This is a genomic window from Polaribacter sp. Z022 (genome assembly GCF_023555495.1).
Classification (GTDB): Bacteria; Bacteroidota; Bacteroidia; order Flavobacteriales; family Flavobacteriaceae; genus Polaribacter.
This window is the reverse complement of sequence record NZ_JALCZO010000001.1, coordinates 703,367-728,885: the sequence shown is the minus strand read 5'-3', so window position 1 is coordinate 728,885 and position 25,519 is coordinate 703,367. Positions and strand designations below refer to the sequence as shown.

Genomic DNA, 25,519 nt, shown 5'->3' with positions numbered 1-25,519 from the left:
TCTTAATTAAATATATCTATAAATTTGTGTGTACTTTTAAGTCTAACTCCTTTTTCTGTATGTTTAACTGTACAAAGTTCATTGTAAGAATCGTGTTCTAAAAAAAGGTAAAATTCTTTATCTGCAGCCTGATTTAAAAATGCTGCTTTTTCTTTTATTGTTAACAATGGTCTTGTATCATAACCCATAACATATGGTAAAGGTATATGACCAACAGTTGGAAGTAAGTCTGCCATAAAAACTATTGTTTTTCCTTGATATTTTATCATGGGTAACATTTGTTTTTCTGTATGTCCATCCATAAATAAAACATCAAAACCTATTTGGTCTTTATAATTACTGTGTATAAAATTTAATTGACCACTTTCTTTAATTGGATTGATATTTTCTTTTAAAAACGAAGCTTTTTCTCTTGCATTTGGTTCTGTTGCCCATTGCCAATGTTTATCATTAGACCAAAATTTTGCATTTTTAAATGCAGGTTGTAAGAAAGTTCTATCAGAATTCCATTCTATAGCACCTCCACAATGATCAAAGTGTAAATGTGTTAAAAAAACATCTGTAATATCATCTCTATGAAAACCATGTTTGGCTAAAGAAGTATCTAAAGAAAAATCGCCAAAAAGATAATAATAACTATAAAATTTATTGGATTGTTTTGCTCCTAAACCAGTATCTACTAAAATTAAACGATCCCCATCTTCTATAAGTATACTTCTCATACTCATATCTATTAGATTGTTATTATCTGCAGGATTTGTTTTTTGCCAAATAGTTTTAGGAACAACACCAAACATTGCCCCTCCATCTAGTTTAAAATTACCAGTTTCAATAGGATATATCTTCATTCTATATAAATTAAAATCAAAAAAAATTATCTATAAAAATAACTAATTAAGAATCAAAATACTTATAATACTTTTAAAAAAGTACAAGGAAACAAAGATGTAGAAAAATATATAATTTTTTGTTAAAAAAATCTAAAGGTTGTCTATTTAAAACCTTTATAAACAAAACATTTAAATAAATAAAAAGTTAGTTTATTTTTAATTTACTTAACAATTTTGCCAATCTTATAATAACAAAAACTGAAAAGGCTAAACCTAATACTACTAATAACAATTGGTTATCATAATTAGAGTGCTCTGTTGCTATATTATCTGGTGGTAAGATTTGTAAAAACATGATGACAAAAGTTTCAGTTTGTCTACCAAAGGTAATCGTAAACTTTATTTCTATGAATCCTTTTTCGATAATTCATACATTACTTTCGACGAATAAACCTAAACAACCCTTTAATTAACTACTCTGTTACCGATATTTTTTGTGCAATTACGCCACCAAAGTTATCAGTTACAGAAACATTATAAGTTCCAATTTCTAAATTCATAGAAAAATCGTGCGTTCTTTTTGTTGTACCACAATAAATATTATCTACATACCAAAACAATGTAGCTTCTGAATTAGAATGTGCTACTCTAAAAACAACTTCGTTTTTTTTACCTTTAAAATCTTTAGGAAGAAAAATAGTACTGTTTTCTGTTGGATAAATAAATTTCATTGCGTTTTTAGAGTCACCCAAACAATCAACTCTATACTTAGGTAACGACTTATAAAACGGATTTTTTTTCTTAAAATAATATTCCATTAAAGGTGGTAAAACAAACCAAGATTTTTGCTTAATATTTTCTAATTTTTCACAAGATGTGTTTACTTGATAATTTTCTGAGGAATCTATATTTACTAAAATATGATAAGGGCAAGGAGCCGTTTTTAACCCAGCATTTTGTATAAACTCAACATTTTTGTTTTCACATATATCAGTTGCTCTATAACCACTTTTTCTACAGATTTCTATTTCTGTCATTTCATCAAAAGGTTTTTCAAACCATTCAGAATTTGGTAATTTATCAAAAACATCAAATAAAATAGGAGCTGCAGCTTGTACACCAACTAAACCAGGTCTTCCTTCTCCATCTGCATTTCCACACCAAACACCAACAACATAATCTTTTGTAGCACCAATTGCCCAAGCATCTCTAAAACCAAAGCTAGTTCCTGTTTTCCACGCTATTTGTTTAGATGAATCGAAATACTCCCAGTTCTGATTTACATTTGGTCTATTTACTTCTTTTAAACTTTCTAAAGTCAAATAAATTGATGCAGCATCTAAAACAATTTTTTCTGAGGTTTTTTCTCCAAAATCAACCTCTTTATCAGCATAAAAAGTTGGTTCTGTAAATTCATTTTTAAAATATCTACTAGAGTTTTCTGAAAAATGATTTACTGTTGATGCTAAGGATGCATAACTTTTACATAAATCCCACAAGTTACTTTCTGCTCCTCCTAAAGCTAAGGTTAAACCATAATAATCTGGATTATTTTTTAAACCTCTGAGTTTTAATTTTTGTAAATAATTATGAAATTTATCCAATCCAAAACTTTGCAACATTCTAGCTGTTGGTACATTTAAAGATTTAGACAATGCTAATTTTGCAGAAATTGCTCCTGCATATTTTTTGTCGAAATTTTCGGGTTTATAACTACCAAAATTTGTTGGTACATCTGCAACTATGGTATTTGGTAATAAATCTCCAGAATCTAACATAGCAGCATATAAAAATGGTTTTAAAATACTACCTGTACTTCTTGGTTTGTCTATTACATCTACATCTTTTTGATGTTTTTTAGAAGTTGGAGAATTACCAATATAGCTTAAAACTCGTCTTGTTTTTACATCTAAAACCAAAACAGAAATATTATGAATTCCGTTTTTACTTAATAGATTGTAATGATTTTTAACAATTGTGTTTGTTTGATTTTGTAATTGTTTATCAATAGTAGTTTTTACAACTTCACCCTTTTTTTCTTTATTAATTCTTTGTAATAAATGCGGTGTAATTTGTGGAAGCGCATAAGGTTTTTGTGGTAATTCTTCTAAAATTGATAATTCAAAAGTTAAAGAATCAATTACATTTTTTAATAATAACTTTTTTAGTAATCTATTTCTTTTTGCTAATAATTTATGTTGATTTTTTCCTGGATAAATTAAGTTTGGTGCGTTTGGCAAAACTGCTAAAGTTGCAGATTCTGCCCAAGATAAATCTGAAGATTTTCTGTTAAAATATCTCCAAGAAGCTGCATCTAAACCTACTACATTTCCGCCAAAAGGGGCATTAGAACTCCAGTACGTTAAAATTTTTTCTTTAGAAGTTCTAAGTTCTAAACGTGTTGCTAAAATGAGTTCTTTAAATTTTTCAAAATACGTTCTTGGTTTATCGTTTCTAGATAATCTAATAACTTGTTGTGTAATTGTACTACCTCCTCTTTTTACGCTTCCTTCTTGTAAATTCTGTTTTAAAGCTTTCAAAATTGAAATAGGGTTAAATCCTGGATGTTTATAAAAATACTCATCTTCAAACTGAATTAAACAATTTTTAAATTTATTAGGAACAGCATCATTATAAGGAAAACGCCATTGACCATCATTAGCAATTAAAGCACCTAATAACTCATCATTATTACTTGTAATTACTGTTGACGTTGGCTTTGTAAATAACTTTTTTGGCAAACAAAAAGCATAAAAAATCAGCAAAACAACAAGTAATATTGTTTTCTTTTTATGACGTTTTATGTAGTTTTTTATTTTTTTAAACATTGCTTAATTCCATTTCTTTTACTTCTAAACCAAAATATAAAACCTAGTAAAAATAACATTACAACAAAACCTGGTTCACTCATACTTTCTGCTTCTTCGCCAAGATCTAATAATTGATTACTTGACAAAACTTGTTGCTGCTTTCTTTTCAATATTGCTTTTTGAGCTTCATTTTCTACAACTAAAAAAGATGTAACTGGCATCATAATATGAGATGTAAAACTATTTCTCACTAAATCTAACCACTCTGTATCTGAGTTCTCTGGATGCAATATTTGTGACCTCCATTTTGCTTGCATAAGCAAACCAGAATTCCAACTTTTTTTGTTTATCTCTTTATTTTCAATTTTAAATACATCCGTTTTTAAAATGATGGTTGGTTTGTTATTATCTGAAAGGTATTTTACAGAATTATCTTCTAATTTATATTCTAAAACGGTTTTATCAAAAGACAAATTAGCACTGGCATTTACGGGTTTTGAAGGATTCAATATTAAAGAATGTGATTCTAAAATACCTTTCTTATTCAGATTATAAAACAAATCACTTTCTGGAAAAGTAAATTTCCAATCTAAAAAATCTTTATTAATTATCGCTTCCTTTATAGAATCTGTAATTACAACAATTACAGGGTAATAATTTGTTTGAGATTTATACGAATTAAATAGTATCGATTTTATAGCTCTATCAAGATAAAAACCTCCTTCAAATTTAATTTTCTTCAAATTTAATTGAAAACCGTTAATAAGAGGAGTTGTATTTACATAGCTATTAACAAAACTTATTTTAGCATTTTCTGATAAGTTTTTATTGTTCTTCACTAATGATTCTAATCGATTTTTATAAGTAGCTAAAGAATCTTTATTAGTTGCATCTAGAATAAAATGAAAATAAGGTTTTCTATTAACCTTTTTTAGCTTCTGTTTACCTTCTGCTGATATATATATTATATTTTTATTCTCATATACTTTCTCTTCATTCTTTTTAAAATCACCAAGTATTACTGTTTCTTTATCTATTTTAAACTGAAAAGGTTCTTTATGAATTAATTCAATTCCTGTTTTTCTAACTTCATTTTTCGCAAAAGGAAAAACTCTAAATGCAACTTTATTTCCTGTTAGATAATATAAAATACCTGGATCTCTATTCTCATTTCTAATATTTGAAAACACCCACTTAGCAGTTCTCTTTTCTGCTAAAATTCCCATTTCTTTTTTACCTCCTACATATAAATAATAATCACTAATCCAACATCCTTCTGGTATCTCTATAGTTGTAGCGTATTCAGAAAATCTATCATTTTCATTCTGATTTGTAATTTCTAATTCAACCCAACTTTTCCACGTTTTTTCAGATTCATTGTATGTACTTTTTGTATCAATTTTGGTAATTTCTACATTCTTATTTTGATTATTTATAAATGTTGATCTATCCTTTGGCTTTAACCCAAAAAAAACATCTTCTATATTATCAATTTTAGAATTAGATAATGTTAGGTTATCTAAAACTAACCAATTAAAATATGATGATAAATAAGGTTTTTGTTTGCTAGAAAAAAAACCTCTACTATCCTTATGCCCAATAACGACATCAAGCGTCTTTTTTAGTGAACGTTTATCTATCTCATAATTTTTAGAATAATCTGGGCTATAGAGATATTCTAGAGATTCATTTAATGTATTTCTATCGTTCAAATAATTTAGGGTTATAAGAACTGGAATTACACAAAAACTTATTATTGATATAGTCCAAATCCTTTTTTTCGAAAAATTTGATTTTAAAAAATTGAAATCTTTTGTAATCTCATTTATATGTACTACAAACAAAAGCAATGGAGTTAACATTAAAAACCCAATTCCTATAGCTACAATGGCAATAATAGATAAAGGTAAAAAAGGAAGAAAAACAATGAAAAAATAAAAAGTATAAGTAAATGTAATACTTCTACCTATAAATAAAAGAAGACGATACTGTTTCTTATCAAGGTTTGGTAAACATAATAACACCCCACTTAAAGTTGCAAAAATGTAAAACCAATAGCTATTAAAGTTTCCAAAAATACCAGAATCATTAACTACAAAATCATTAAAAAGATATCCATTGTTAACTAATAGTCCTACTATAGGAAATAATATGGTTATTGGTATTTTCCATAATAATTCATGTTTTTTCCATATCATAGCTTTCTTGGTTGCAAGTATTAAAATAGTACGAACTAAAAAGAAAAGAAAAACTAGCGTACCAATAATTATAAAAATTAATAATACGTGAATGTTAAAATTACTTTCTATTGGTTTCCATAAAGGAAAAATTACTTGAGAAAACAAAAACCAAATAATTGGTATTGCTATTGAAATTAAAAAACTTACCCAAGCTTTATGTTTTTTCGTTTCTGGTGTAAAATGTGCAACTAAAACAAACATCGAAAATGCCAGTGTTGGCATTAAAAAAGTACCAACATATAATTCAATTCGCTGAGGAATCATCCATTGTGGGATAGAAAAAGGAATGATTTCATATGAATAGTAGCCATATAAATATATAAATGAGACATAACACACAAGAGCCAAAACACCATAAAGGATTGAAACTTTTTTTCTTTTAATTGTTAAAAATACTCCATATCCAAGATTTAAAATTGCAAGTATAACTAAAGCCAAACCAAAAGATTTCCATAGGCTAATACTTTCGTCATTTAACAGCGTTTTAATTACTTGAAACTCTCCATAATAAATGAAAAATAATATTGCTGTTGGTAATGAATTGAATAAAAAAATCCATTTCGGATTAAGTAAGTTTCCCATTTCTTTTTTTAAAATTTAGAATTTTTTCTGTTATTAAATAAATCAGAACAAGAAAAGTTAAATTGATTGTTATACCAATACTTTCGTGAATGATTCCTTTTCTTAAATTAGTTAATAGTTCAATTTTATTTTGAAAAATCACAACAACATTAATTCTAAAACTATTGATTAATACTGTAAATAAATAAGCGCCAAAAAACGAAATAATGATTGCGATAACTTTATCATTAATCTTTTCAAAATACTTTAATGATAAAAAGGTTAACATTAAAAAACTCAAAATCCAAAAATTAAAACCAGCACAAGATTTATCAATTACAATATTCAATTCTTGAAAATAATAACCTTTGCTATCTGCATAAATTGATTGAAAACCTGTTACAAACTCAACTAACTTGCTTGTAGGACTTAATAAAAAAGTTAAGTGATTTGTTTCTGTAAGTGTGTAACCAAACTTTAACAAAATAAAAAAACCTATCATTACAAAGTAAAATATCAGATTCTTGTAGCTATTCATAATTTTTGAAAATAATATTACTTCACAACTTTAATCCAAAGTCCTTTTGTTCTTACCAAATAATCGTTATCATACATTGCTTCAACCTGAACTCCTGGTAAATAATAGTTTCCTAAATAAGCAGCATTTAACAAAACTGTAAATGTTTTTGTTTCTGCTTTTTTTCTTCCTTCATTTAAATCAAAATAAAAATTTACACGATCGTCTCTAATATCTGTATAACGTGCTTCACTTTTTGTAGTTGACCCAAAATCTGTAAAACGAGTATTTACAATTTCCCATCCAGAAGGGAAAATCTGCGTTAATGCAATGTCTTTTACAGTTTCATTTTTAGGATTACTAACCGTAATTTTAGCTACAAAATCTTGTCCTTGTTTTAAATTATTTACATCAATTATTTTTCCTTTTAAATCTCTGTATTGCAGAGAAACACTTAAACCTCTACTTTCAGAAATTTCATCTCCTAATGGTAATTTTCCAGAATTTATAATTCTTGCAAAAACAATATTGCTTTCATTATTATTAATTTTAATGACATTTTTGCCTTTCTTAATTTTTAAATTTCTTTGAATCATAGAACTTGTAGTTTTTAAGTTCTCTGTTTTACTATTATTTGTATAACTTACATTAATAGCTTTTCCTCCGTTTTTAAGTACCATTTTACCAATAGACAATAAACTAAAGGCTGTAGATTGTGTGCTCATCCAATTATCACTAGATAAATCTTTAGCAATTTTTTTAGCCATAGTTTTTGCTTTAATATTATTAGTTAATAACATTGTTTCTAAAGCCATTGCTCTATTTCTAGCAACAGAACCATAATTGTAATAATTATAACCTGAAAAAGTTAAAGTTGCATTTTGTATAATTTCTTCTGCAGCTTCTTTTTGACCAACTAAAGCATAAGCTGCAGCCAAACGCCATTTTGCTTCATTAGATATTTGTTTAAACTCACGTAATCTATTCATTGCAGATAAATCTGCACTTCCAGCTAAAGCTAAGGTGTACAATCTGTATGCTTGAGATAAATCTCTAGAATAATTAGAGCTATAATTTGGCCTCCAATTTCTTGCAGCTTGTTTTTGATATCTAATAAAATTACTTTTAAAAGTTAGAGGTAAAACAAATCCTTTTTTCTCTGCTTCTAATAAAAAATGACCTGCATAACTTGTTCCCCAATCACTAATTACTCCTTCTCCCATCCAATAACTTAAACCTCCATTTGCTTTCTGAAAATTTCCTAAACGTGCAATTCCTTTTTCTATATTATTCTGAATTTTTTGCTTCTTATCTGATGTTAAATCAAACAAATCATTTAAAAACAACTGAGGAAAAACACTAGATGTAGTTTGCTCTACACAACCATGAGGATATTGTATTAAGTACTCTAATCTACCAGAAAAATTTATCTGCGGAATTGTAGATAATTCTAAAATTGCAGAATTAGAACCTGCTATACCAAACGTGTTTAAAGCAATAGTTTGTGTTTGTTTTCCTTCTATATTTTTATCTATTATTTTTGATGTAATTGGGTTTGGATTTACAACATCTAATTCTACTTTATAAGTAGATTTTTCTCCATTTCCTGTAGCAATAACCTCTACAGTATTAATACCATTTGCTTTTAAAACATCCAATTTAAAATACACCATTTTTTCATCTGGCTTTGTAAAATTGATGTTTTGAATTTTATTACCGATAACAGTAATTCCATTTGAAGTTTTAACCTGAATTTTTACATCTTTCACTTTTCTATCCATTGCAAAAACAGAAATTGGCAACGTAACTTTTTCTTTAGGCGATAATTTTCTTGGTAAAGTAGCCAAAACCATCAATGGTTTTTTAACTGGAACTGCTTTTTCTGCATTACCAAAAGCTTCTTTAGTAACATCGCCAGCAATTACCATTGTTCTAACAGAACCAATATAATTAGGCAGCGTTATTTTATGCGAATTTGTTTTCCCTTTTTCTAAATAAAATGGACCTAAATATTTTACAACTGGCTTAAATCTATTTGCTTTTCTATTTTTTCCTTTTGATAAAGTACCATCTCCTCCAATTGCAAAAACTTGATCTACACTACCAGAATAAGCACCAATTATATCATCAAAAATATCCCAAGTTTTTACACCTAAAGCTTCTCTTTTGTAAAATTCTGAATATGCATTTGGCGTTTTAAAGCGTGTTAAATCTAACAAACCTTCTTCTACAACAGCCAAAGTATAGGTCATAGATTTTTTGTTTTTTTCTGTAACCTTTACCGTAAATTCTTTTTCGGGTTGCAACTCATCTAACATAGATATTTGAGGCTCTAACTTGGTGTTTTTATCTTCAATCAAAATAGGAATTACACCAAATAAACGAATTGGTAAATCGTTTTCTGAAACTTGATGAGGCTGTAACAAAGAAATATTTACAAAAACATTTGGTGTCATGTTTTTTGTTATTGGTATTTCTAAAGAGGTTGTTCCTTTCTTAGTTTTTACCCATTTTGTTTCTAAAACTTTTGTTCCGTTTTCTATACTAATTAAAGCTCTTCCTTTACTTCCTGAAGGAAAAGTTATTTTTGCAGTTTCACCAACATTGTACTTTTCTTTATCTGCAGAAAAAACCAACATTTTTGCAGCATCTTTGTCTCCAGAAGTAGCATTTTGCCACCAATTTTTATAAAAATAAGCTGTTCTTCCAGTTGCATGACCACTTTTTTTATCTAATACTCTAATTAAAAAACGACCTCTATCATTCTCTGGAATATTTAATTTAAAACTCCCTTTTCCTTTAGAATTTGTATTAACTTTTATGGTTTTATATTTGTTATGGTAACTACTAGAAGTATACCTAGATAAATTATCTGATGAGGAACTCCACCACCAACGCCATTGAATTTGATATACTTCAACTTCTAATTCTCTATTAGATTTAGGATTTCCATTTTCATCAACAGAAACAACAGAAAATGTTTGATTTTCATCTGTAAAAAAAGATCCATATCTATTTCCTTTTGGCGATTTTAAACCTACAAAAGAATTAAAAGGTGCGTATTTTTTTGAAAAAGCATCTATTGAAAAATCTCCTCCGTTTTCAAATGCTCTTACCAAAAACTGAACATTTAACATACCTGGGGCATTTTTACCAATAGTTAATTTACTATTGATTTTTGCCATTCCATTTTTATCTAATTTACCTTCAAAAATGTTTATTTCTTCTGAAGAAAATTTTCTTGATAGATCTGAAAAAATATAATTCTTGTAATTTTTAAACCCGTAATTAGTGACTGAAACTTTAGCTTTTATTTCTGCTTTTAAATTCTTTGCAGGTGTACCATGCAACCATTTTACATCTAAAACTCCATTAATAGGTTTTTTACTTGTAAGAATTTTATCATTAAAATCTACCTTAATTTTTAAACGATTAGGTTTTACTGTTTCAACTTTTAAATTTTTATAAAACTTTGCTCCACCAACAGAAATTTTAGCAGAATAGTTTCCTGTTTTAAATTCGGTTGTAGTTTTAACGGTAAACTTGTAGAAGTTGTTAAGATTTTCTGATGTTACTTTTTTATACACCAATTTTCCACTTGGATCTGTAACTTCCAATTTTATTGGATGATTTTTTGGCAATTTATTATCTGCATCATTCAACAAAAAAGTTAAATACATTTCATCTCCAGGTCTCCAAACACCACGTTCTCCATAAATATATCCTTTTAAACCTTTTTGAGTTTTGCTCCCAGAAACATCAAACTTACTTAATGACAAAGAATTACCATCAAACAATTTAATATAAGCAGCATTCTTTCCTTTAGAAATAATTGCAAATGCAGCTTCTTTAGCTGAATTAATAGTAACAATTCCTTCTGAATTTGTAACACCAGAAGCAATTTCGTTTTGCTGAAAATTAAATAGTTTTATACTTGCACCTACTTCTACATTGGTATTTATAATGTTAGTTACAGCAAAGAAATACTCATTATTATTCCCTTTTTTTGCAATTACACCAAGGTTAGATGCCAATAAATTTTGAGCAACCATTCTGTTTTCATAATAATAAGCATCATGACAAGGGTTTTCTCTTTCGCGCCAATTATATCTATAATTTTTATAACTATATAATTTATTATCCCAATACATTTCTTCTCTTGTATCTTCGTCTTCAACTTCATTAAAACTTTGGTAATCTTCTAAATTGTCTGTGTTTTTAGATGCAAAATTTCCTTGTGAACAATTATATAAAGTCTGTTTTTTATTAAAACTTAACTCAACTCTATAAATTGCTCCAGGTTCTGTTGCTACCATTTTAGAAATATCAATACTATATGCTTTCCACTTTTGAGTATTGTTTTCTGTATTTTTAATAAGTGTAATGGTTTCTTTAGCAACTCTACGTCCAACCCTTTTAATAGCATAACTATTATTACTGTTAATGTTATTTTCTTGAAGAAATTGCAGCACATTATCTTCATAAATTTTTATAATTCTAACATCTACTTCTTTAACATTTATTGCTTCAAAATTGAATTTTAAATCTTTAGAGTTTGGCAAAATAGTTCCGCTACTAATTGCTCTAATTTGTGGTTTTTTCTGTTCAAAAGTTACAGTTTCTTTAAATGATGTTTTCAATTTAAAATCATCTGAGTTTTTAATTCCTTGAAAAACAGAAACTAAAATATTACCCTGAAATTTGTTTTCTGAAAAAACCTTTAATTCATTTCCATTTACAATAAATCTTGGTTTTTTTACATTTTGAATGGCAACCAACCCATCAAAATTTTGTTGTTTTTTAAGCGCATCTGAAAAGTTGATTGAAATGTATTGTTCATTTGTGTTTTTTACTTCTAAACTAACAACCTTAAAATTATTTTTACCTGGAATTATAATTTCATTTTCACCTTTAGCTTCAGCTTTTATAGCTTTTCCATACCAAGAAACTTTAAGTTTTGTATCTTCTATAAAACGTTGAATACTATCAATTTTAAATTCAAAAACTTTTCCTTTATCATAGGATTCGTTCCAAACAATATTTTTTTTAACTCCTTTTTGATTAGCTTCTATAAGTTTTTTAGCGTTTTCTAAAGAAATTACATCTGCAGATTTTACAACACCTTCTAAATATTGAAATTCTTTAGAATACGATTGTAAAGATGCTGTTTGAATCCTAAAATTTGGTGTTATTGTTTTAAATTGAAAAGTATAATTTTTAAAATTTTCGGGAATTTCTTTATAAATTTCATTCAGTTTTATTGAAACTGTATATTCTGTATCCGAATCTAAATCTTCATCAGGAATAAACATAAATGCATGTTTATTTACTGTTTTTATCTTTCCGTTTACAAATGGTTTTATTGATAAAATATCCGCAGAAATTTCTTGATTAGCTTCCCAACCTTTAACTTCTTTTGCAAGATTTATTCTTATTTTTTCTTGGATTGATACAATACCAGAACTTGTATAACTTACATATTCTTTAAACTTGTATATATTGTCTGTTTTAACAACCTCTTTTTTACAAGAAGAAATTAATAAAAAAATTACAAGAGCAGAAAAAAGGTATTTTGTTTTCATAGTTGCGCTATTTAAGTTCACAACTCAAATTTAACGATTTAATTACCATTAAATTAATCAATATAGAATTCGTAACTAAATGTTTAGAATTCGTAAAAAACTATAAAAACAAGTGCTCTTTATTTTTTAAATCTCTTATTTCTATAATAAGCAATAACAGAAATAATAATTACAATAGCCGTTAAAACATAAATAAATGTTGGAATTGGAACTGGGTCTCCTGCTGCATAACTATGCAATCCTGATAAATAATAATTTACTCCAAAAGAGGTCATAATAATAGATCCAAAAGCAAAAACACTTACCATATTTAAAATATAATTTCCTTTTAAAGCAGGTATTAAGCGTAAGTGTAAAACAATTGTATAAACAATAATACTAATTAAAGCCCAAGTTTCTTTTGGATCCCAAGCCCAATAACGCCCCCAAGATTCATTTGCCCAAACACCTCCTAAGAAAGTACCAATTGTTAAAACAAACAACCCTATTGTCATAGAAATTTCGTTGATATAAGTAAGTTCTTTAATTCTTATATCTATAACTTTTTTGGTGTTTTTAGTTTTAAAAATCATTAATAACAATGCCATAAAACCTAAAATTGCAGATAAAGCTAAAGGTGCATAACTACTAACAATTGTTGCCACATGAACTTTTAACCAAAAAGACTTTAAAACAGGCATTAAATTGGTAATTTCTGGACTTAACCAATCTAAATAACTTACAAATAAAAGTGCGCCTGAAAACAGAGTAGATAGTGGTAAAGAAAAATCTGATTTTCTAAATGTTAATAATCCACAAAGTAATAATACCCAAGCTACAAAAACCAACATTTCATAACCATTACTCCAAGGTGCATGTTGAGAAACATACCATCTTAAAATAATATTCCCTGTAAAGAATAAAAAACTTATTAAGGTTAAAATGATTATTGAATTCCAAACAAATTCTGTAAGCTTTGTTTTTGTAAATATCTTAATTAAAGACAATATTAAAAGAATTAAACCTAGAACAAAAAACACTTGAAACAACCAAAAATTTAAGTTTAATTGATTGTACCACAATTCTGCTTCTATTCTTTGTCTGTTTGGTATAATTTCTTTTCCTAAAACATCTTGAAACTTTTTAATATACTCTAATTTTTCACTTGCTGCTACCCATTTTTTTTCATTTACATCTTTAAAATAAATAGGAATTATAGTTTTAGCAAAATCGCCATCATCTTTAGGGAAATCTTCAAAATGATGAGAATGACTATGCCACTTGTTATTTTCATCATTACTATTAGGAAATATTTTTAAGTAATTTCCAGAAAAAACATTAAACAAAATATTAAATCTTTCATCAACTTTTAAAACTTCTTTATCTAATTCACTTCTTTCTGCTGGTTTCTTTTTATTTGCAGATTCAACAACTTTTCCTAACCTATAATCTCCTTTTTCATCTAATAAATCAATAAAAGAAATCATATTATTTTCGCTAATTTTTAATTCAGAAAATAATTCTCCTCCCTTTTTCTTATCAATTTTAATTAACGGAATGTATTGCCAAACATTAGCTGCAGATTGCATTGCTAAAAAAGTTTGATTAGCATCTAACCTAGCACTTTCTCCATCTTTTACATATTTAAAATATGGTTTACCTGTTAGTTTTCTTAAAAACTCTGAAGCTAATGTATTTAATGGTTTAATTCTTCCATCTAAATCTTGCACCATTAAACGCCCAAACAATTCTGAATGTTGAACATCTACAGTTTGTTGTTTTATGGTTTGAATATTAATATCAGGGTTCTTTTTTTGCGAAAAAGCAGTTCCAGAAATCATTAATAACAACAACACTAACATTGTTGTTTTTTCTTTCAATTTTTTTAATTTTTTATTAATTAAAGTAAAACGAGAAGCTTTACCAAATAAGGTAAAAAACATACCAATTATCATTAATAAATATCCTAAATAAGTAACATTTGTACCTAAAGCATCATGATTTACGGCTAACACTGTACCTAATTCATCTGTATCATAACTTGCCTGAAAAAAACGATATCCTTTATAATCTAGTACATTATTCATGAAAATTCTATGTAAAAAACGCTCTCCATTGTCTATAACTTGTACTTCACTTGCATAAGCAGATGGACTTGTTGAACCTGGATAACGCTCTAATTGAAAATCATCTAAATGAATTGAAAATGGCGTTTGTATTGCCTTTGATCCATAAGAAATTGAAACTTTAATAGCATTAAAATCTAATTTATGTTCTGTTGGTATAAATCCATCTCTATAAAGAATTGTAGATTCTTTAACCTCTCCATTGATAGAAACATCTACAACTAAAGCATCATCTTTTAACTCATCATTATCTTTTACTTTCTCTGCTCCAGAAACCAAATCAATTTTTCCTTTTGGATGATATGATAAAGGCACAAAAGAAGCATCTCCATCTCTATATAAAGTTCTTAATTGAAAATCATGTAGACTATCTTTTAAAATTGTTCCAGCTTTTTCTGTTGCCATTACAAAAGAGCTTAAGTTTCTTGGAGATAAAATCTTAAAAACCCCATCTTTTTCAGTAATGTTGATTATGCCTTCTTCTTCAGCTTCAAAACCAACTTTGTGTTGATGAGCACCAATAGCTTCAACTTCTCCTTTTTCTAAGAATACAGTTTCTCTTCCACTTCCTGCAGATACCACCATTTGAATAATAGCTTTTCCGTTTTTATCATCTTCTACAATTTCTGGAACTGCATCTGCAATAAAGTTATTATAAGAAACTTTTACAGGAATATTATTAAATTCTTCTTCTATACTAAAGTAATTATCGCTTATTGGTGAAAAACTTATTTGTTTACTAATAGATTTGGTTTTTTCTCCATCAGATAAATGAATATGCAAATATTTATTACTTGATATTATTACATTAGATGATGCCCCTTCTCTAATTCTCATAATTCCTCCATAAGATGAATAACGAGTTATACTAGCTCCAATTAAAATAATTATAAATGAAATATGAAATAATAAAATTGCCCATTTTTTAAATGTCCAAAGGTTATATTTAAAAGTATTAAATATAAAACTAAGACCTAAACCTAACATTACCATTTCAAACCACCAAGCATCGTATATTACTTTCCATGCAGTTGCTGTTCCAAAATCATTTTCTATAAACGTTGCTATTGCCATCGAAAATCCAAAAACAAGCAATAATAATACTGCTAATGTAGAAGATGAAAATATTTTAATTATTCTTTTCATTTGGTAATTGGTATTAATAAAAAAGATACCTTTCTATAAAAAAAGGTATCTTTTATTTTTAATTCTAACTTATTATTTTTCTATAGATGAAGTTGTTTTAACCTCCATTTTATCTTCTCTTTTTTTAGCGTCTTCTAACCATTTTGGCAATAAATTTTTCTTAAATTCTGCCTTTTCTTTCTCTAACTTCTTAATATCTAAACCAATGTATTTCTGTGCTAATTCTTTTGTAGAAATATCTGGCATTATAACAGGTTTGTTATGTCCTAATGTAGCCAATAATCTAGCTAATTTTAAACGAGCATCTTGTGCTTTTACTAAACCTCCTCCAATTACTCTAGCAGTTTCTACAGGAGAGTGAAAAGAAGCACCATGTGCAGCAGCAGAATAATCCCATCTCCATTGAGCATGTCTAATATCTAACAAAATATCTTTCATTTGTGCATCTGTTGCTCCTAAATCCCAACATTTTTTTGCTTCTAAATGAGCTCTAACTAATAAGTCTTCTAATTTTAATCTATTTTCTTTCGCTTTATTTTGTCTTTCATATACGTTAGCAATTAACTTTTTAGAATCTTCTCTATGACAAACTTGACAAGCATTAGAAGTATTATTTAAAGGAGATTGAATGTGATGATCTGTAAATTTCTGACCTCCCTCACTCTTATAAGGCATATGACAATCTGCACAAGAAACGCCTCTATCTGCATGAACTCCTGTTAAAAATGTTTCATAACCAGGGTGTTGTGCTTTTAACATTGGAGCTTTACTAATTTTATGAGTCCAATCTTTAAACTCTAAATTATCATAATATTCTTCCATAGCTTCTACTGTCATTCCATTTTTCCAAGGGAATTTTAAATATGGAACTCCTTCTTTACCTGGCAATTTCTTATCAAAATAATATTCAACATGACATTGAGCACACACTAAAGATCTCATTTCATTATGAGTTGCTTTGTTTATATCTTTACCCATAGAATCAAAAGCTTCTACAAGAGCAGGTCTAGAAATTTGTAATTTCATAGTCTTAGGATTATGACAATCTGCACAACCAATATTATTTACAACTTCAGATCCTTTATCAGCCCATTTTCCAGAATAAAATTCAGTTACACCATGCTCGTTCATTAATCTAGGAACATCAGGACTTTTACATGTCCAACAAGTTGCAGGCATTGGCCCATCACCTTTACCTTTTGGTCCACCAGTTCTTAAAGAATTTTGAATATCTTCTATAGCATATGCATGACCTCTACCTTGATTATAATCTTTAGAAAAACCATAACCAGCAAATAGAATTACTAAATTAGGATCTTCTTCTAAAACATCACGCATAGCAGAACCTCCTTGAAACGAAGAAAAAGTAGTATCTAATGTTTGTAATGAAGATTGATATTCTAAAGGAAAATTTTCTCCCCAAACTTCATTTCTTGGTTCATTTTCAGAAATATTAACCTGAGGAACATACTTATACTTTGCTTCAGTTTTTCTATTTACAATACTTGAAGCTAATAAGCCTAGTAAAAATACCACTAAAATTGTTATAACAAATAGTACTTTATTTTTCATCTTTAATAAATTTATTTTTTAACTTTATCTGCTAACCAAGAAGGAATTACAACTTCTTCTTGATCTGTTGGTAATGGAGCAACATTAAATTTAATTGTCATTAATCCATGAATATTACCATGAGGAACTTGTTTATGACAACTCCAACATTTTCTTGTTGTTCTACTCTCTTTATGCCCCTCTAAAAAACCATCATATTTAGTTTGCGTAACTTGCTGCACATGACATCTAATACAGTTATCTTGAACAACTTTCTGAGAAGCTTCTTTCATTTCTATCACATCTGGTTCAGCTCTAGCTGTAAACACGGATGCGTGATATAAACCATCCTTTGCTTTAAAATAGTATTTGTTAAACACATTATCATGTGGCACATGACAATCATTACATTTAGCCCATTCTCTGTGAGAACTATGCATCCAACTATTATAAACAGGTGTCATAACATGACAATTTACACATGCCTGAGGATCATCTGACAAATAAGAGATTACTTTAGACTCTTTAGCCATAAATAAACCTAAACCAATAATTACGGCAATAAAAAATAAAGCCGTCTTTCTCCATTTAGCTTCTTCTGGTAATATGTTAAATATTTTTTTCAAATTATAATTGTTACACCAATTGGTTCTCATAAAGATATAACAAAAATAGTTTCATCAAATAGTTTGAAACATGACAAATATCATAAATAAGAAAAAAAGATATTTTTATCCTATTTTATTTTTTAAAGAAAAAAAAGTCTCAATTTATTATTGAGACTTTTTGAGGTGTCGAGCGGATTCGAACCGCTGTAGATGGTGTTGCAGACCACTGCCTAGCCACTCGGCCACGACACCTTATTGTATTAAGGACTGCAAATTTAAGTAAATTTACAATTTCTGCAAGCCTTTTTTAACTTTATCGCTTTTTTGTAAGAATAATTACTACTTCTGCTACATTTCCACCTATTGGTGGATTAATTTTTGCAACAGCAACTTTGGCTTTTTTTATCATTGGAATTTCTTTAAAAAAACGATCTAAAATACGTTGTGCTACTTCTTCTAATAACTCAGAACGAATGGCCATTTCTTCTTTTACAATATGATTTAAATGAACGTAATCTACAGTATCTGCTAACTTATCTGACTTTGCCGATTTTTTTAAATCTGCTTTTACCTCTACATCTACTCTGTACTCAGAACCAATTTTAGCTTCTTCATCTAAACACCCATGATTTGTAAATAGTCTAATATTATTTACTTGAATTACACCCATTTTTATTTTTTAAATTTAATTAAACTGCATTGTTAATTTCAATCCAATAACCATTTGGATCTTGAAAATAAAACTGATTTACACCATCTTTTCTTACATAATCTTTGTTTGGTGTGCCTTTCCAATCTGAATATTCTATTTCTAATTCTGTTAAATGCTTTAAAAAAGCATCTAAATCGTTAGTAGAAAGTGCAAAGTGTACAGCTTTATTTGTAATAACTTCAAAATCTGGACGAGGAATTAAATGTAATTGCTTGTTATCTCCTAATCTCATCCATCTAGTTTTAGAATTTGATGCAGTGTTTTCTATTTCTTTAAGTTTTAAAACCTTTTTATAAAATGCAACTGAAGCATCTACATCTGTTACAGAAATTGCAATATGGTCTAATGCAAAAGTTGCCATTATTGTTTAATTTTTTGTAAAAATACGATAATAAATAAGTACAAAAATGGTTCTTAAAAACTTTAGTAGATAAATGTGGCTGTGTTAGTGATTAAAACGGCATCCTTTTTGAAGAATGAAAAAAGATATAGTGGAAAGCACGACTTTAATACTGAATGCTTTCAGTATAAAGGAACACCAAAAAAAGGATAAAAAACGAGTTATTTTCCGTAATTTTGCGGCTTAATTTTTCATGTAAATTATGTCTGAAGAAAATAAATCGCTCAATTTTATAGAGCACATTATAGAAGAAGATTTGGCAAATGGAATGCCAAAAGAAAATTTGCGTTTTCGTTTTCCACCAGAACCTAATGGTTATTTACACATTGGGCACACTAAAGCTATTGGTATAAGTTTTGGTTTAGGATTGGATTATAACGCACCTGTTAACTTACGTTTTGACGATACAAATCCTGCTAAAGAAGAGCAAGAGTATGTAGATGCAATTAAGGAAGATATTTCTTGGTTGGGTTACCAATGGGCAAACGAATGTTATTCTTCAGATTATTTTCAGCAGTTGTATGATTGGGCTGTTTTATTGATAAAAGATGGTAAAGCTTATGTAGATAGCCAAACATCTGAAGAAATGCGTGAGCAAAAAGGTACACCAACACAAGTTGGAACAAATAGTCCTTTTAGAAATAGATCTGTTGAAGAAAACTTGGAATTATTTCAAGGAATGAAAGATGGAAAATTTAAAGAAGGGGAACATACTTTGCGTGCAAAGATTGATATGGCAGATGACAATATGTTAATGCGTGATCCTTTAATGTACAGAATTATGTACAAATCTCACCACAGAACTGGTGATGATTGGTGTATTTACCCAATGTATGATTGGACACATGGTGAGAGTGATTATATTGAGCAAATATCGCATTCTTTGTGTTCTTTAGAATTTAAACCTCACAGAAAATTATACAATTGGTTTCGTGACAATGTTCTTGATTATAGTAGAAATGAATACCCAAATCCACCAAAACAACGTGAGTTTTCTCGTTTAAACTTAAGTTATACCATAATGAGTAAACGTAAGTTGTTAAAGTTGGTTGAAGATGGAATTGTATCTGGATGGGATGACCCAAGAATGCCAACAATTTCTGGTTTAAGAAGACGTGGTTACACACCTGCTGCAATTAGAAGTTTTGTAGAAACTGTTGGGGTTTCTAAACGTGAAAATGTAATTGATGTTGCTCTTTTAGAATTTAAAATTAGAGAAGATTTAAATAAAACTGCCAAAAGAGTAATGGCTGTTTTAGATCCTGTAAAGGTGGTAATTACCAATTATCCTGAAGGAGAAGAAGAATTATTAGACGCTAATTATAACGATTATGAAGAAGGTTTTGGAAGTAGAAAAGTACCTTTTTCTAGAGAAATTTATATTGAGCGTGAAGATTTTAGGGAAGAAGCAAATAAGAAATTTTTTAGACTAAAACTTGGTAAAGAAGTACGTTTAAAAAATGCTTACTTTATTACTGCTAATAGTTGTACTAAAGATGCTGATGGAAATATTACAGAAATACAATGTACTTATGATCCGCTAACAAAATCTGGTAGTGGAACAGAAGAAAGCAAACGTAAAGTTAAAGGTACTTTACACTGGGTTTCTGTAAAACATGCTGTTAAAGCTGAAGTAAGAGCTTATGACAGATTGTTTTTAGATGAAGCTCCAGATGCGCATAAAGACAAAGATTATATGGAATTTGTAAATCCGAATTCTTTAGAAATTATAGAAGCTTATTTAGAACCTAGTTTACAAACTGCAGAAATTGGAGAACGTTTTCAGTTTCAACGTTTAGGATATTTTAATGTTGATAATGATTCTACAAAAGAAAATTTAGTGTTCAACAAAACAGTTGGATTACGAGATTCTTGGGCAAAGAAGTAATTAGTTTTTAAAATTATGAAGAAAATATTATTATTAGCAATCTTATTTATAGGGTTTTCTTGTTCAAACAAGAAACAAGAGATTAAACAAGTAGCCAAAATTTCTTGTGGACAATGTCAGTTTGATTTAGAAGGTGGTGGTTGCAATTTAGCAGTTCGTGTAAACGATAAAGCGTATTATGTTGATGGTTTTGGAATTGACGATTTTGGTGACGCTCATGATCTTAAAAAAGGTCTTTGTAACAAAATTAGAAAAGGAGAAATTGCTGGAATTATTGAAAATGAAAAGTTTGTTGCTACTAAAATTAACTTATTAGATTAAAATTTTAATTTATATAAAACTAAAAAATCCGAAGTAAATTACTTCGGATTTTTTTTTATAAATAAACTTTCTTCTATTTAAGGAGCTGGATTAGGAATCAATTTATGAACTGCTTCTACTTTTGCCAAAACTTCTTCAGATAATTCAACATTTATAGAGTTTATATTTTCTTTTAACTGACTCATTTTTGTTGCTCCAATAATGTTTGCAGTTACAAATGGTAATTGGTTTATGTAAGCCAAAGACAATTCTGTTAAAGTAATTCCTGCATTTTTTGCAATTGCTTCATACTTTAAAACTGCTTCTTGTACCAAATCAGATTGGTATCTTAAAATATAATTAGGAAATAAAATTCCTCTTGCATCAGCAGGTTTTTGACCTCTTAAATATTTACCAGTTAACACTCCTTGTGCTAAAGGAGAATACGCTAATAAACCTATATTTTCTCTCATAGAAACTTCAGACATTCCATACTCATAACTTCTATGTACTAAAGAATAAGAGTTTTGCATGGTAATCATTCTTGGTAAGTTTAACTCTTTAGAAGCTTGTAAATATTGTAAAGTTCCCCAAGGAGTTTCATTAGACAAACCAACTTGTCTTATTTTTCCTTGTTTTATTAAAGCATCTAAAGTTTCTAAAATTTCAACATGATTTTCTGCTTCTTTTCTAGATGTTTTATAAGGATAATCTCTTAAACCAAAAGTATTTACTCCACGTTCTGGCCAATGCAATTGGTACAAATCTATATAATCTGTTTTCAGTCTACTTAAACTTCCTTCTACAGCTTCAATAATTGCTTCTTTGGCAAAACCATTTTCTCTAATATGAGCAGTATAAGGTCCTGGTCCACAAATTTTACTAGTAAGTACAACTTTATCTCTATTTCCTGTTTTTTGAAACCAGTTACCTATAATTTTTTCTGTAGAACCATATGTATCTGGTGTTGCAGGTACTGAATACAACTCTGCAGTATCAAAGAAATTTACACCTTGTTCTAGTGCATAATCCATTTGTTCAAAACCCTCTTGTTGGGTGTTTTGTTTTCCCCAAGTCATGGTTCCTAAACAAATTTTAGAAACTTTAATATCTGTATGTGGTAATGTTGTGTACTTCATATTATAATTTATATGTGCCTTATATTAATCGAAAAAAGTTATAAAAACTTTCAACGAAAATAAAACTTAAAGTTGTAAAAACAATAAGCGTGTAATTTTAAAAAATTACACGCTTATCAATAAAATTTATAAGAATACTATTTTAAAATAGCTTCTATACCTGGTAATGTTTTACCCTCTAAACTTTCTAACATTGCTCCACCTCCAGTAGAAACGTAACTAACTTTATCTGCAAAACCAAATTGTTTAACAGCAGCAACAGAATCTCCACCTCCAACTAAAGAAAAGGCTCCATTTTGAGTTGATGCATCAATAGAATGACCTAAAGCAATAGTTCCACCTGCAAAAGATTCCATTTCAAAAACACCTAAAGGACCATTCCAAAGAATAGTTTTAGATTCTTTTACAACTTTATCAAAAATTTCTTGAGATTTTGGACCTGCATCTACACCTTCCCATCCTTCTGGAATGTTATTAATATCACAAACTTGTGTATTTGCATCGTTACTAAAATCATCTGCAGCAATAACATCTACAGGAATATGAACTTGTACTCCTTTAGATTCTGCTTGCTTTAAAATTTCTAAAGCCAATTCCATTTTATCGTCTTCACAAATTGAATTTCCAATTTTTCCTCCTTGTGCTTTTACAAACGTAAAACTCATTCCACCACCAATAATTAAGTGATCTACTTTGTCTAAAATATTTTCAATAACTGTAATTTTTGATGATACTTTTGCACCACCTAAAATTGCCAATACTGGTTTTTCAGAATTGTTTAATACTTTATCTATACTAACTATTTCTTTAGCTAATAAGTTTCCAAAACATTTACTTTCAGAGAAAAATTGAGCTACAATTGTAGTAGAAGCATGTGCTCTGTGAGCAGTACCAAATGCATCGTTTACATAAATATCTCCTAATTTTGCTAGTTTTTCTGCAAAAGCAACATCACCTTTTTTCTCTTCATCATAAAAACGTAAGTTTTCTAATAATAAAACTTCTCCAGATTCTAAGTTTGCAACAGCTTCTTCTACTTTATCTCCAATACAATCAGCAACAAACTTAACTTTAACTCCTAAAATTTCTGTAGCTTTTTCTACAATGTTTCCTAAAGAAAACTCATCTTGAAATCCTTTTGGACGCCCTAAATGAGACATTAAAATACAGCTACCACCATCTTCTAAAATATCTATAATTGTAGATTTTGCAGCTTGAATTCTTGTAGCATCTGTTACTTCTAATTTATCATTTAAAGGCACATTAAAATCTACACGAATTAACGCTTTCTTATTCTTGAAATTAAAATCTTTTAGTGTTTTCATCTTTTATTAAATCTATTTTGTACAAAAATACCTTTTTATTTGCTCTTTTTAAGGGAGAAAACTTAAAAATCAATACAACGTTTTCGAAGATAAATGTATCTCTTGTAAGTAATACACAAATAAAAAGATTGCTATCTAAAATTAATGAATTAATGATAAACAAATTTTATATTTGCTTATGCTTTTCAACCAAATTATAGGTCAAGAACATATTAAAAAACATTTAAAAGTATCTGCTGAAAATGGCAGAATACCTCATGCACAATTATTTGTAGGTAAAGAAGGTAGTGGCACATTACCAATGGCAATTGCTTACGCTCAATTTTTATTGTGTAATTTTTCTGATAATGTTGATATCTGTAATTTAAAGTGTGATAAACTTCAACATCCAGATTTGCATTTTGCTTTTCCTGTTACTTCTAACGAAAACGTAAAAAAACACCCTATTAGTAGTTTGTTTTTAGAAGATTGGAGAACTTTTATTGAAACACAACCTTATGGAAGTTTGTTTAATTGGCTGCAACATATTGGTGTAGAAAACAAACAAGGAATTATTGGGGTTGATGAAGCAGAAGAAGTAGTAAAAAAACTAAAACTTAAAAGTTACGAAGGTGGTTTTAAAGTAATGATTATTTGGATGGCAGAAAAAATGAATATTGCTGCTGCCAACAAATTATTAAAACTAATTGAAGAACCGCCAGAAAAAACAGTTTTCATTTTAATTACAGAAAACGAAGAACAAATTATAAATACTATAAAATCTCGTTGTCAGGCATTACATTTTCCAGCTTTAAGCGAGCAAGATATTTCTAATGCATTAATTGTAAATCATCAGGTTTCAGATAATGAAGCTGCAAAATTAGCACATCAAGCAGAAGGTAATTTTAACAAAGCATTGCATTTTTTACACAACGATTCTTCAGATTTAATTTTTGAAGAATGGTTTATTGCTTGGATAAGAACAGCTTTTAGAGCCAAAGGAAATGCTGCTGTTGTGCAACAATTAATAGAATGGTCTGATTCTATTGCAAAAACCGGACGCGAAACTCAAAAGCGTTTTTTAGATTATTGTTTGCAATTTTTTAGACAAGCCATGTTGCTTAATTATAAGTCTGAAAACTTAGTTTTTATGGAAACCAAAACTGGGTTTGACATCTCTAAATTTGCTCCTTTTGTACATGGAGGAAACATTTTAGAAATAGAAAAAGAGCTCAATGAAGCTATCTATCACATAGAAAGAAATGGAAATGCAAAAATTATTTTGTTAGATTTATCTATGAAATTAACTCGTTTTTTACATAAAAAAGAAGAAACTGTTTAGAAGCTATTTCCAGCTTTTCACTATATCTTTTTTCTTCTGTTCTCGATACAAATTTTTCATTCTTCAAAATTCACTCGAACTGACAGAAAAAAGGATGCCGTTTCAATCTGGGCTAAACTTGTTTGCCAGTATATTTATTTTAGGACAAACTATATCTCTTAATTATTTTTTGAGGTTTCTCCAAATGGAAAAAAATACAAACTGAATGTCATTTCGAATGAAACGTAGTGGAATTGAGAAATCTTAACTTTTTATATTATGAATTTTTCATCATAAAATAGAAATGATAAACTAAATCTCATTTTGAGCGAAATAAAATTTAGTCAAAAACCAAAATTCTACAATAAGATTTCTCCACAAGGTCGAAATGACAATGTCTCTGTCATTTCGAATGAAACATAGTGGAATTGAGAAATCTTAACTTTTTATATTATGAATTTTCATCATAAAATAGAAATGACAAACTGAATGCCATTTTGAGCGA

General features: G+C 28.5%; 16 protein-coding genes and 1 tRNA gene. 3 read left to right on the top strand and 14 right to left on the bottom strand.

Annotated features, from left to right (window positions below; genetic code table 11):
* Positions 1 to 2: 2 nt before the first annotated feature.
* The 12 genes from MPF13_RS03135 to MPF13_RS03080 all read right to left on the bottom strand — a co-directional run bounded on the left by MPF13_RS03135 (position 3) and on the right by MPF13_RS03080 (position 19,023).
* Complete coding sequence (locus MPF13_RS03135; protein WP_249980858.1) at positions 3 to 848, bottom strand: MBL fold metallo-hydrolase; 846 nt, start codon at positions 846 to 848, stop codon at positions 3 to 5.
* A gap of 187 nt (positions 849 to 1,035) precedes the next feature.
* The gene (locus MPF13_RS03130; RefSeq protein ID WP_249980857.1) at positions 1,036 to 1,185 is read right to left on the bottom strand and encodes a hypothetical protein; all 150 of its coding nucleotides are present in this window, start codon (positions 1,183 to 1,185) and stop codon (positions 1,036 to 1,038) included.
* Positions 1,186 to 1,303: 118 nt separating this feature from the next.
* Entirely contained in the window at positions 1,304 to 3,658 is a 2,355-nt protein-coding gene (gene pbpC, locus MPF13_RS03125) for a penicillin-binding protein 1C (RefSeq protein ID WP_249980856.1), read from the bottom strand.
* A complete protein-coding gene (locus MPF13_RS03120; protein ID WP_249980855.1) occupies positions 3,643 to 6,462 on the bottom strand; it encodes an MSEP-CTERM sorting domain-containing protein in 2,820 nt (939 codons plus the stop codon). The genes pbpC and MPF13_RS03120 overlap by 16 nt, the downstream gene beginning before the upstream one ends.
* Entirely contained in the window at positions 6,446 to 6,979 is a 534-nt protein-coding gene (xrtK, locus tag MPF13_RS03115) for an exosortase K (RefSeq protein ID WP_249980854.1), read from the bottom strand. Before xrtK ends, MPF13_RS03120 begins: the two co-directional genes overlap by 17 nt.
* A 17-nt stretch (positions 6,980 to 6,996) precedes the next feature.
* Positions 6,997 to 12,540, bottom strand: coding sequence for an alpha-2-macroglobulin family protein (locus MPF13_RS03110; protein WP_249980853.1), 5,544 nt, complete (start codon positions 12,538 to 12,540; stop codon positions 6,997 to 6,999).
* Between the two features lie 119 nt (positions 12,541 to 12,659).
* The gene (locus MPF13_RS03105; protein ID WP_249980852.1) at positions 12,660 to 15,791 is read right to left on the bottom strand and encodes a cytochrome c biogenesis protein CcsA; all 3,132 of its coding nucleotides are present in this window, start codon (positions 15,789 to 15,791) and stop codon (positions 12,660 to 12,662) included.
* A gap of 72 nt (positions 15,792 to 15,863) precedes the next feature.
* Positions 15,864 to 17,363: an ammonia-forming cytochrome c nitrite reductase gene (gene nrfA / locus MPF13_RS03100; protein WP_249980851.1), complete on the bottom strand. Its 1,500-nt coding sequence runs from the start codon at positions 17,361 to 17,363 to the stop codon at positions 15,864 to 15,866.
* A gap of 11 nt (positions 17,364 to 17,374) precedes the next feature.
* Entirely contained in the window at positions 17,375 to 17,968 is a 594-nt protein-coding gene (gene nrfH / locus MPF13_RS03095) for a cytochrome c nitrite reductase small subunit (protein WP_249980850.1), read from the bottom strand.
* A 163-nt stretch (positions 17,969 to 18,131) separates the two neighbouring features.
* Positions 18,132 to 18,202 (bottom strand) — tRNA-Cys (locus MPF13_RS03090).
* A gap of 61 nt (positions 18,203 to 18,263) precedes the next feature.
* On the bottom strand, positions 18,264 to 18,620 hold the full coding sequence (gene folB, locus MPF13_RS03085) for a dihydroneopterin aldolase (RefSeq protein WP_249980849.1): 357 nt from the start codon (positions 18,618 to 18,620) through the stop codon (positions 18,264 to 18,266).
* Positions 18,621 to 18,639: 19 nt separating this feature from the next.
* Positions 18,640 to 19,023, bottom strand: coding sequence for a VOC family protein (locus tag MPF13_RS03080; RefSeq protein ID WP_249980848.1), 384 nt, complete (start codon positions 19,021 to 19,023; stop codon positions 18,640 to 18,642).
* Between the two features lie 241 nt (positions 19,024 to 19,264).
* Here MPF13_RS03080 and MPF13_RS03075 point away from each other — a divergent pair, with 241 nt between their 5' ends.
* Complete coding sequence (locus MPF13_RS03075; RefSeq protein WP_249980847.1) at positions 19,265 to 20,950, top strand: glutamine--tRNA ligase/YqeY domain fusion protein; 1,686 nt, start codon at positions 19,265 to 19,267, stop codon at positions 20,948 to 20,950.
* Positions 20,951 to 20,965: 15 nt separating this feature from the next.
* Complete coding sequence (locus tag MPF13_RS03070) at positions 20,966 to 21,271, top strand: DUF6370 family protein (protein ID WP_249980846.1); 306 nt, start codon at positions 20,966 to 20,968, stop codon at positions 21,269 to 21,271.
* A gap of 77 nt (positions 21,272 to 21,348) precedes the next feature.
* Here MPF13_RS03070 and MPF13_RS03065 read toward each other — a convergent pair whose 3' ends face one another.
* Together MPF13_RS03065 and MPF13_RS03060 are read right to left on the bottom strand one after the other, a co-directional pair.
* A complete protein-coding gene (locus tag MPF13_RS03065) occupies positions 21,349 to 22,389 on the bottom strand; it encodes an aldo/keto reductase (RefSeq protein WP_249980845.1) in 1,041 nt (346 codons plus the stop codon).
* Between the two features lie 137 nt (positions 22,390 to 22,526).
* The gene (locus tag MPF13_RS03060; protein ID WP_249980844.1) at positions 22,527 to 23,714 is read right to left on the bottom strand and encodes a phosphoglycerate kinase; all 1,188 of its coding nucleotides are present in this window, start codon (positions 23,712 to 23,714) and stop codon (positions 22,527 to 22,529) included.
* Between the two features lie 178 nt (positions 23,715 to 23,892).
* Here MPF13_RS03060 and MPF13_RS03055 point away from each other — a divergent pair, with 178 nt between their 5' ends.
* Positions 23,893 to 25,035 (top strand): DNA polymerase III subunit, encoded by a 1,143-nt coding sequence (locus tag MPF13_RS03055; RefSeq protein WP_249980843.1) that lies wholly within the window; start codon positions 23,893 to 23,895, stop codon positions 25,033 to 25,035.
* Positions 25,036 to 25,519: the final 484 nt, after the last annotated feature.

Excerpts from the sequence above, each read along its gene's own strand:
- MPF13_RS03135 (WP_249980858.1), bottom strand. The coding sequence starts at position 848 with ATGAAGATATATCCTATTGAAACTGGTAATTTTAAACTAGATGGAGGG.
- MPF13_RS03130 (WP_249980857.1), bottom strand. The coding sequence starts at position 1,185 with ATGTTTTTACAAATCTTACCACCAGATAATATAGCAACAGAGCACTCT.
- pbpC (WP_249980856.1), bottom strand. The coding sequence starts at position 3,658 with ATGTTTAAAAAAATAAAAAACTACATAAAACGTCATAAAAAGAAAACA.
- MPF13_RS03120 (WP_249980855.1), bottom strand. The coding sequence starts at position 6,462 with ATGGGAAACTTACTTAATCCGAAATGGATTTTTTTATTCAATTCATTA.
- xrtK (WP_249980854.1), bottom strand. The coding sequence starts at position 6,979 with ATGAATAGCTACAAGAATCTGATATTTTACTTTGTAATGATAGGTTTT.
- MPF13_RS03110 (WP_249980853.1), bottom strand. The coding sequence starts at position 12,540 with ATGAAAACAAAATACCTTTTTTCTGCTCTTGTAATTTTTTTATTAATT.
- MPF13_RS03105 (WP_249980852.1), bottom strand. The coding sequence starts at position 15,791 with ATGAAAAGAATAATTAAAATATTTTCATCTTCTACATTAGCAGTATTA.
- nrfA (WP_249980851.1), bottom strand. The coding sequence starts at position 17,363 with ATGAAAAATAAAGTACTATTTGTTATAACAATTTTAGTGGTATTTTTA.
- folB (WP_249980849.1), bottom strand. The coding sequence starts at position 18,620 with ATGGGTGTAATTCAAGTAAATAATATTAGACTATTTACAAATCATGGG.
- MPF13_RS03080 (WP_249980848.1), bottom strand. The coding sequence starts at position 19,023 with ATGGCAACTTTTGCATTAGACCATATTGCAATTTCTGTAACAGATGTA.
- MPF13_RS03075 (WP_249980847.1), top strand. The coding sequence starts at position 19,265 with ATGTCTGAAGAAAATAAATCGCTCAATTTTATAGAGCACATTATAGAA.
- MPF13_RS03070 (WP_249980846.1), top strand. The coding sequence starts at position 20,966 with ATGAAGAAAATATTATTATTAGCAATCTTATTTATAGGGTTTTCTTGT.
- MPF13_RS03065 (WP_249980845.1), bottom strand. The coding sequence starts at position 22,389 with ATGAAGTACACAACATTACCACATACAGATATTAAAGTTTCTAAAATT.
- MPF13_RS03060 (WP_249980844.1), bottom strand. The coding sequence starts at position 23,714 with ATGAAAACACTAAAAGATTTTAATTTCAAGAATAAGAAAGCGTTAATT.
- MPF13_RS03055 (WP_249980843.1), top strand. The coding sequence starts at position 23,893 with ATGCTTTTCAACCAAATTATAGGTCAAGAACATATTAAAAAACATTTA.